This is a genomic window from uncultured Campylobacter sp., from assembly GCF_937997405.1.
Taxonomy (GTDB): domain Bacteria; phylum Campylobacterota; class Campylobacteria; order Campylobacterales; family Campylobacteraceae; genus Campylobacter_B.
This window is the reverse complement of the sequence record NZ_CALKTL010000055.1, coordinates 1-8061: the sequence shown is the minus strand read 5'-3', so window position 1 is coordinate 8061 and position 8061 is coordinate 1. Positions and strand designations below refer to the sequence as shown.

The following is an 8061-nucleotide window of genomic DNA, read 5'->3' as shown; positions in this document are numbered from 1 at the left end:
ATGGGGAAGGCGGTCACGAGGCTGGGATCGATGGCGACGCCGACGGCGAGCGGGTATTTTACGAGGGTAAAATTTTAGCGGGTGCGGATGCAAAAAATCTAAAACAGATAAGGCTAAAAATCATACACGAAGACGGCCCCGGCTCGCCCGCGCACTTTCGCCCGGTCGATCGGTGGCTAAGCGACGGACGCAGCGTCTATGCGGACGGCGAGAGGCTAAATTTCACGCCTAGTGAGCAGATGTATCTCGTGGAGCCAAACTCGGGCATAGAGTTTCTTTTTGATCCAGCTACGGGCGCGGTGCTGATGAACGGCGAGAGGTTTGACCCCACAAACGAGCCCTATACGCCGCTAAATTTTCAGAGTGGGCATCAGGAATACATGCTGTTTGCGAGCAAAAACGGCATATTTTATCTAAGCAAGGATAAAATTTTAAATCGCCCGCGCGGCAGCGGTACCGAAGGTCGGCTCAAGGACGCGCTTTGGTACGTGTATTATAAATTTGGCGCAGATGCCAGCCGGCTAAGCGCGCTAAAAAGGGCGGGCGACAATCCGTTTAAAGGCGCCGTGCGGCAGATCTCGGAAAGGCTTTTGAAAGACGACGCGGGATTTTACTATCTAAATTTCTACTCGCATAGCGTTTACGTCACGGGCCGCAGCGGCAGGCATCTGGATAAGCGGACGAATTTCATCGATTTGCGAAAGATCACGCTAGACGTGCATGATGATGAGGTGATGGCGCAGATCGCGGACGAGGCGGCGCGAAACCCCGAGATGTCGCAGCTGATCTTTAGCGCGCAGGACGTGGAGTATGAAAACGGCGCGGCCTTTTATATGTATTGCCTCGCGGCGATTTTATTGCTCGGAGCTTGGATTTATAGCTACCTTAGAAAGCGCAGCTTGCGGCACGGTTAAATTTGGCGGCCCTACGGAAGGTAAATTTAGAGAAAAACAAAAATACCGACGTCGTGTTATCCAGCGCACCCTTGGCTACAAAAGGTAATTTTAAGAGTGGGACGGCACGGCGGAGCAGTAAATTTAAGAGTGTTGCGGTTTTCAGCGCAGCAATGCGGTAAATTTATGGGTGCTGCAATTGCAGGTACGGCAGTGCGGCGGCGGGATGCAATTGAGTGTGTGTCAAAACTTGCCGGTGCCGCGATGCCGGTTCGTCGGCGCGCAGTAAGCCAGCCAGATGATGCGAGGCGGAATGACAGCGCGGCAAAACGGCAACGACTTTTGCGCCGTTAAATCGCGCTACCTAGTTTTAGTCGGAATTTTGAAAATTGTGCGGATAAAGCTTTGGCTGAGATTTGCAAAACACTACAAATACGGTGTTTTATTTTAAACCGCCTTTGTCGCTTATCTAAATTTAAGGGGTAAGAATATAAACTTCAAGTATTCATAGCCTGTAAAAATAGAATTTCTAGAGCTGTGTAAATTTACTCCGATGGAGTTTGAAACGTCCGCCAATCTTTTTCATTGAGTTATCATACATCCGTGTAAATTTCCTCCACTGGAGTTTGAAACTTCAAAGAATATCGCCTTAATATCCCTTAGCCATGTGTAAACTTCCTCCGCTGGAGTTTGAAACATATCTAGCCACGCACAGAAAACATCTTTTAGCTTCGTGTAAATCTACTCCGCTGGAGTTTGAAACGCATTTGCAAACGACGCGGATTTTAAAAAAGGTTTTGGTGTAAATTTTCTCCGTTGGAGTTTGAAACTACTACCTCGTAAATTTCACGTCTTCCATTCTGAGTGGAAATTTTCTCCGTTGGAGTTTGAAACATCGCATCAAGCGATAGGTCAATTTGGATTTTATCGTGTAAATTTCCTCCACTGGAGTTTGAAACCGCAAATCTGCAAGGAAATTTTGGCTGCCTCGGAGTGTAAATTCTCTCCGCTGGAGTTTGAAACTTACGAACTTCAAACCTTAAGCCCATAAAAATCGAGGTTTTAAGTACTGCTGGATTTTACTGTGCCTTGATTTGCGTCCTATTTGATAAATTTAGACTAAAAATACACTATTGACAGCCCCGGCTTGGATCTTAGCGGATTTAAATTTTTGTCGTGCGTCAGGATCAATCATACCGATGTCAAAGCCCGGCTGTCTAATGGATTTTAAATTTGCCGGGCGTTCAAAGAGTAAAAAGAATAATTATATCGGCGTTTTGTTTTAGCTCTCGATATAGGTTTTGAGTTTGCGGCCGATCTTTGGGTGTTTTAGCTTTTTGATCGCCGAGCTTTCGATCTGGCGGACGCGCTCGCGAGTGATGTTGAGCTCCTTGCCTATCTCTTCAAGCGTGCGGTCGCTCTCGTCGTCAAGCAGCCCGAATCGCATGCGGATAACCGTTCGCTCGCGGTCGTTGAGCTGTTCTAAGATATCGTCGATCTGCTCTTTGAGATCGGATTTTAAAATTTGTTCGATCGGCGAAACCGAGCTTTTGTCTTCGACGAAATCGCCGAATTTACCGTCATCCTCATTTCCGATCGGCGCTTCTAGGCTGATCGGCTCCTTTGTGATTTTGATGACCTGCTTTACCTTATCGACGCTAAGGCCCACCTCTTGCGCGATGACGTTGATATCGGGCTCCTTGCCGCCTTCTTGCATATATTTGCGCGTGATTTTATTAATTCGATTTATCGTCTCGATCATATGGATCGGGATGCGGATCGTGCGCGCTTGATCGGCGATGGCGCGGCTGATCGCCTGGCGGATCCACCACGTCGCGTATGTCGAAAATTTATAGCCGCGTTTGTATTCAAATTTATCCACCGCCTTCATAAGCCCGATGTTGCCCTCCTGGATGAGGTCTAAAAACGGCAGCCCGCGGTTGGTGTAGCGCTTGGCGATGGAGACTACCAGGCGCAGGTTGGACTTCGCCATACGCGCTTTTGCATTGTCGCTGATGCGCTTGCCGCGCTTAATCTGCTCTAAAATTTCTTTCAGCCGCTCGGGCTCTAGGTTGAAGCTTTTTTTGCTCGCCTCTTTTGTCAAAAAGAGCTTTTTTATATCGACATAGGTCGAGACCATCGTAGCTTCCGGCACGCGCGCGATGATGTCGTCCTTGCTGAGCTTCGTGATATCTTTTAGGATTTTTTTGTGATTTTCGCGCAGTTCGGCGCTAAACATCGGCAGCTTGTATTCCAGGCGCTTGAGCTCTTTTTCGAAGCCTTCGTCGCTTTTTAGCGCGGTCTCCATCGATTTTACGATCTCGGTGATGAGCTTGCTAGTTGGACCCAGATCCATGAGCTTTTCTTTTAAAATTTTCTTTTTAAACGCCAGGTTTAGCTTCGATAAAATTCCCTTGCTCTGCTTAATCGCTTCGGCATTTTTCTCGGCAAATTTCATCCAATCCTTTTTGGCTTTTTCAAGAGCCTTGAAGCTTTCGATGACCTTTAGGGCGCGCTTATCGTTCTTTCTAGAGCGCTTTTGCTTCGCCTCGTCCGCGCTCTCCTCATCCTCCTCGTCGTCGTAATCCTCCTCCGATAGTTCCTCTTCGTCCTCCTCTTCACCCTCTTCGTCGCTGTCGTCAAAGCTCTTGAAAAGCTCCTTGACGCGGCGTTCGCGGTTGATGAGCGGCTCTTTATAGTCTAAAATGAAGTCTATTAAGTACGGCACCGAGCAAAACGCGTCGATGATGATGTCCTCGCCGAGCTCGATTTTTTTGCTGATCTCGATCTCCTCTTCTTTGGTCAGCAGCGGGATCTGTCCCATTTCGCGCAGGTACATTCGTACCGGGCTGTCAGAGCGGCTCCACTCCAAAAGCTCGACGTCGCTGGATAGGTCAAACTCCTCGTCCCAGCCCTCGTCCAGCAGCCTTTTTTGCGTCGCTTCTTTGAGTTTCGCGTCTTCTAAATTTTTGATTTTGGAGATTTCCGCGGCGGAGATTAGCTCAACGTCGAATTTTTTCGTAAGCGCTTCGACCTTCTTAACAGCCGTCGCGGTGGGGGCTTTGTCGAAAAATTTTATCAGTCTTTCGTAGGTGATGTAGCTTTTTTGATTTTCGTCGAAAAATTGCTCGATGGGGCTTAAGGCGTCTTTTGGGCTCGCCATAAAATCTCCTTGTGTCGTTGTGTATTTTGGTTTTGAGAAATTAGATTATACCGAAACGCTCTTTATTTTTGCTTATATACGGCGCAAATCATCTAAATTTAATGATTTTTTAAATTCTAGAGATTAGGCTAAATTTTAAAATTTAGGTTATATTTTTAGCTAAATTTAAGATCGCCCGCTAAAATTTCGTGCTTGCAAGACGAAAATTAGCGCGCCGAAATTCCGCCCCTTACGCCGCCGCTTTTAAATTTAACGCCTCCGCACTTCCTATCTTTGCGCTCTCGCGCTTAAATTTAGCCCCAAATTTCAAGCGAGGAATTTCGCCCTCGTATCGGAGCGATTGAGCGGATTTTAATAAATTTGTCGGTAAAATCGTGCATCTATTTTAAAATTTAAGGCGGAAATATGGCAAAAGTATGGAAATTCGGCGATGATATCGACACCGACATTATTATCGCGGCGCGCTACTTAAACACTTCCGATGCGGCGGTGCTTGCTACGCATATCATGGAGGATGCGGACAGGGATTTTTCGTCCAAAATAGCTCGCGGCGACATCATCGTAGCGGGGAAAAATTTCGGCTGCGGCAGCTCTCGTGAGCACGCTCCGATGGCGCTTAAAGCCGCCGGAATTTCATGCGTGATCGCAAAAAACTTCGCTAGGATTTTTTATCGAAACAGCTTCAACACGGGCTTTTTGATCCTCGAATGCGACGAGACGGATAAGATCGCGCAGGGCGACGAGCTTAGCATCGATCTAAAGGGCGGCGTAATTAAAAATTTAACTCAAAAAACTGAGTATAAATTCGGCGCGATACCGGAGTTTATGCAAAAGCTACTCGACGCGGGCGGAGCGATAAATTACGCAAAAACAAAGATAAACTTGTAAGGAATTTGGATGAAAAAATACGACGTATGCGTGATAAAAGGCGACGGAATCGGCCCTGAGATCATCGAAGAGGCGATCAAGGTGCTTGATGCCGTAAGCCATAAATTTAATTTCGAGCTAAATTTTGACTACCGTTTAATGGGCGGCTCCGCAATCGACATTATGGGCGTTCCGCTTCCGGATGAAACGCTAAATGCCGCTAAATCAAGCGATGCAGTGCTTTTCGGTGCGATCGGCGGCGCGAAATGGGATGGCTTGCCGCGTGAACTGCGACCTGAAAGCGGGCTGCTTAAAATCCGCAAAGAGCTTGGGGCGTTTGCAAACCTGCGCCCTGCGATGATTTTTGATGAGCTGATAAACGCTTCGACGCTAAAGCCGGAGATCATCAAAGGCGTCGATATAATGGTGGTGCGCGAGCTTACGGGCGGGATTTATTTCGGGCAGCCGCGCGTTAAAAACGAAAAGGATGCGCTAAATACGATGCGCTACAACGCCGCCGAGATCGAGCGCGTGGCTAAGGTCGCGTTTGAGGCTGCGCTTTTGCGAAACAAAAAGATAACGCTCGTGGATAAGGCCAACGTGCTTGAAACAAGCCAGCTGTGGCGCGAGGTCGTAAGCGAGCTAGTGGGAAATTACGAGGGGATAAATTTGGAGTTTATGTACGTAGATAACGCCGCGATGCAGCTCGTGCGGGCGCCTGCGCAGTTCGACGTGATTTTGACGGAGAATTTGTTCGGCGATATTTTAAGCGATGAGGCGAGCATGATCTGCGGCTCGATCGGATTGCTTCCGAGTGCGAGTATCGGCGGTAAGGTAGGCATCTACGAGCCGATCCACGGCAGCGCGCCCGACATCGCGGGGCAGGGCCGATCGCTACGATCTTAAGCGCTGCGATGATGCTAAAATACGCATTCGTCGAGAATGAAGCGGCAGCGGCGATCGAGCTTGCCGTACGCGCCGTGCTTCGCGACGGATACCGCACCAAGGATATCGCGCAGTACGACGCCAAAGAAATTTGCTCGACCGCAGAGATCGGCTCGATCATCGCAGATTACGCAAGTAAGGCTTAGGAGCTAGCTTTGAATGGTGCGCTAGCATACGCTATGGAGCTTGAGAAAAAAGGCGATATCTACGGCGCAATGCGGATTTGTCGCGGTATTTTACGCGATAATCCGCAAGATGGCGATGCGGCTGTGCTTTTTGCGCGGCTAAATTTGAATCATCGAGTAAGCTCTGGCGTCAATATGGCGATGCTGGAGCGCTTTTTAAGCGTCGATGCGAGCAAACAAGCGGAATTTAAGAGGTGGCTAATTGATGTATGAAAATGAAATGGAAGATATCATCGAAGCAGTAAATGAGATGAAAGCACAAAAGCGCATGCAAGATTTGGCGGCGCAGCAAGAGAGGGCTGCAAATGCAAACAGCGCTGAGGCAGAGGCGCAGGCTTCGCAGGATGCTTTAAGCCCCACTTCTTTTGCGCCAGATCCCATTGCACCTGATGCCTTAAATTCTACATCTGCACCGAATATCGCTTCATCAAACGCGCAAAATTTTACTTCCTTGGATACCAAAAATTTCACTTCGCGCTTTGTCTCATCGGACGCTTTAAATTCCGCCTTCGATCATTCAAATTCCATGGCGAGTAAGAGCTCTACGTATAGCAGCACGGAATTTGCAGCGGACGCTACTTTAAAAAAATCTGCCGTAAAAGATGAAAATTTTACTTTTTCCAGCGAGGAGAATTTTAAAAATTTTGATCTTACAAGCAGTGAAAATTCCGTGGCCTCCGTCTCTTTAAATGGAGAAAATTTTATAAATTCCACTTCTGCAAGTAGCAAAGATTCCGCAAATTCAACCTTTGCAAACGATGGAATTTTAAAAAGCTCCGCCGCGAAATTTGACGAAAGCTTTCGTGATTTATCGGGCATCGCAGGCGAAATTTACGATAGTTTAGGCAGCGATATGAATGGGTTTGCTTCGCCGCAAAGCAGGGACGCAAGCATAGCGCAAAGCTCTGCCGAAAGTAAAGATTTTGAATTAGCGCTAAATTCTACGGATGACGACTCCCAAAGTAAGCAAGATTTGACGCCTCGTATTTTAGGCGCGCATTTTAAGGAGCTAAGCAATGACAATTTTGGGCCTGGCTCTGATTTCAAAGAAAACGAAGCTGACGATTATTTCGGTACGGCGCATTCTAAAAAGCAGGATTTAGCGTCGCTTCAAGCTCAAAATTCCGCCGCACTAGAGATCCGAAATGCTGCCACGCGCCAGCAAAATTTCGTTTCGCAGTCACAGAATTTTACGATGCCTGGGGTGCGAGGTGATGAGCTCGCCACGCCGCAGCTTCGCAATTCCACCGCGCAGGATATGCAAGCGGGAGGTTTTGCTTCTTCTGGTGCTAAAAATTCCGCCACGTGCCATCCTGAAGCAGCGCGACATCTTGGGGCTGCGAGACAAGCGGGCGATAAATCAAAATATCTCGCAAATACAGATTTTAAAATTTCAAGCGAAGCGGAGTTTTTGAGCGCGATAAAAGAGCGAATTTTAGTGCTTTTTGAGGGGCTGAACGCTTTTGAGAAGGGCGATTTGAACGCGCGTGTGGAGCTAAATTTAAAATTTATGGAATTTTTGCTTGCAAGTATCGAAAACCGACTTGAAAATCTATCAAAATGACGATTTCATCGCGCTTTTAGATTATCTTAAAAAATTTAGCTCACGCATCTATCTGGTGGGCGGCTGCGTGCGCGATCATTTTTTGGGGCGGGCGAGTGCTGATGTGGATGTGGAGCTTTACGATGTGAATCCGCACCGTTTCGAGCAAATTATGCAAGACTTCGGCGCACAGGGCGTCGGCAAAAGCTACTTTGTATATAAATATAAAAATTTCGATGTTTCGCTGCCGCGCACCGAGAGCAAGACTGGCGTCGGGCACAAGGGCTTTAGTGTCGCTTTGGCTACGGACGAACGCGAGGCTAGTAGGCGGCGCGATTTTACGATCAATGCTTTGGCTTTGGATGAAGCAGGGAATGTGATTGATTTATTTGAAGGGTTGGATGATCTGAAACAGCAGATCTTACGTGCTGTAGGAACACCTTCGGAACGCTTCAACGAAGACGC

General features: G+C 47.7%; 5 protein-coding genes and 2 pseudogenes. 6 read left to right on the top strand and 1 reads right to left on the bottom strand.

Features of this window, described 5'->3' with window-relative positions; genetic code table 11:
- Positions 1-914: hypothetical protein (locus tag Q0372_RS02755; RefSeq protein WP_298102261.1), on the top strand; the 914-nt coding region annotated here is incomplete at its 5' end.
- A 1261-nt stretch (positions 915-2175) separates the two neighbouring features.
- Here Q0372_RS02755 and rpoD read toward each other — a convergent pair.
- Entirely contained in the window at positions 2176-4056 is a 1881-nt protein-coding gene (gene rpoD, locus Q0372_RS02750) for an RNA polymerase sigma factor RpoD (RefSeq protein WP_298102257.1), read from the bottom strand.
- A gap of 405 nt (positions 4057-4461) precedes the next feature.
- Between rpoD and Q0372_RS02745 the strand changes: the two genes are divergently transcribed.
- The 5 genes and pseudogenes from Q0372_RS02745 to Q0372_RS02725 all read left to right on the top strand — a co-directional run.
- On the top strand, positions 4462-4944 hold the full coding sequence (locus tag Q0372_RS02745; protein WP_297913507.1) for a 3-isopropylmalate dehydratase small subunit: 483 nt from the start codon (positions 4462-4464) through the stop codon (positions 4942-4944).
- Positions 4945-4953: 9 nt separating this feature from the next.
- Positions 4954-6014 (top strand): annotated as a pseudogene (gene leuB, locus Q0372_RS02740) (3-isopropylmalate dehydrogenase).
- A 9-nt stretch (positions 6015-6023) separates the two neighbouring features.
- On the top strand, positions 6024-6266 hold the full coding sequence (locus Q0372_RS02735; RefSeq protein ID WP_297945189.1) for a hypothetical protein: 243 nt from the start codon (positions 6024-6026) through the stop codon (positions 6264-6266).
- Positions 6259-7617 carry a hypothetical protein gene (locus Q0372_RS02730; RefSeq protein ID WP_298102254.1) on the top strand — a complete coding sequence of 453 codons (1359 nt, stop codon included), beginning with the start codon at positions 6259-6261 and terminating at the stop codon, positions 7615-7617. The genes Q0372_RS02735 and Q0372_RS02730 overlap by 8 nt, the downstream gene beginning before the upstream one ends.
- Positions 7577-8061 (top strand): annotated as a pseudogene (locus Q0372_RS02725) (CCA tRNA nucleotidyltransferase); the annotation flags it as partial. The gene Q0372_RS02730 and the pseudogene Q0372_RS02725, both read left to right, overlap by 41 nt.

What these genes read in the sequence shown, in the direction of transcription:
- rpoD (WP_298102257.1), bottom strand. Translation starts at nt 4,056, where the DNA reads ATGGCGAGCCCAAAAGACGCCTTAAGCCCCATCGAGCAATTTTTCGAC.
- Q0372_RS02745 (WP_297913507.1), top strand. Translation starts at nt 4,462, where the DNA reads ATGGCAAAAGTATGGAAATTCGGCGATGATATCGACACCGACATTATT.
- Q0372_RS02730 (WP_298102254.1), top strand. Translation starts at nt 6,259, where the DNA reads ATGTATGAAAATGAAATGGAAGATATCATCGAAGCAGTAAATGAGATG.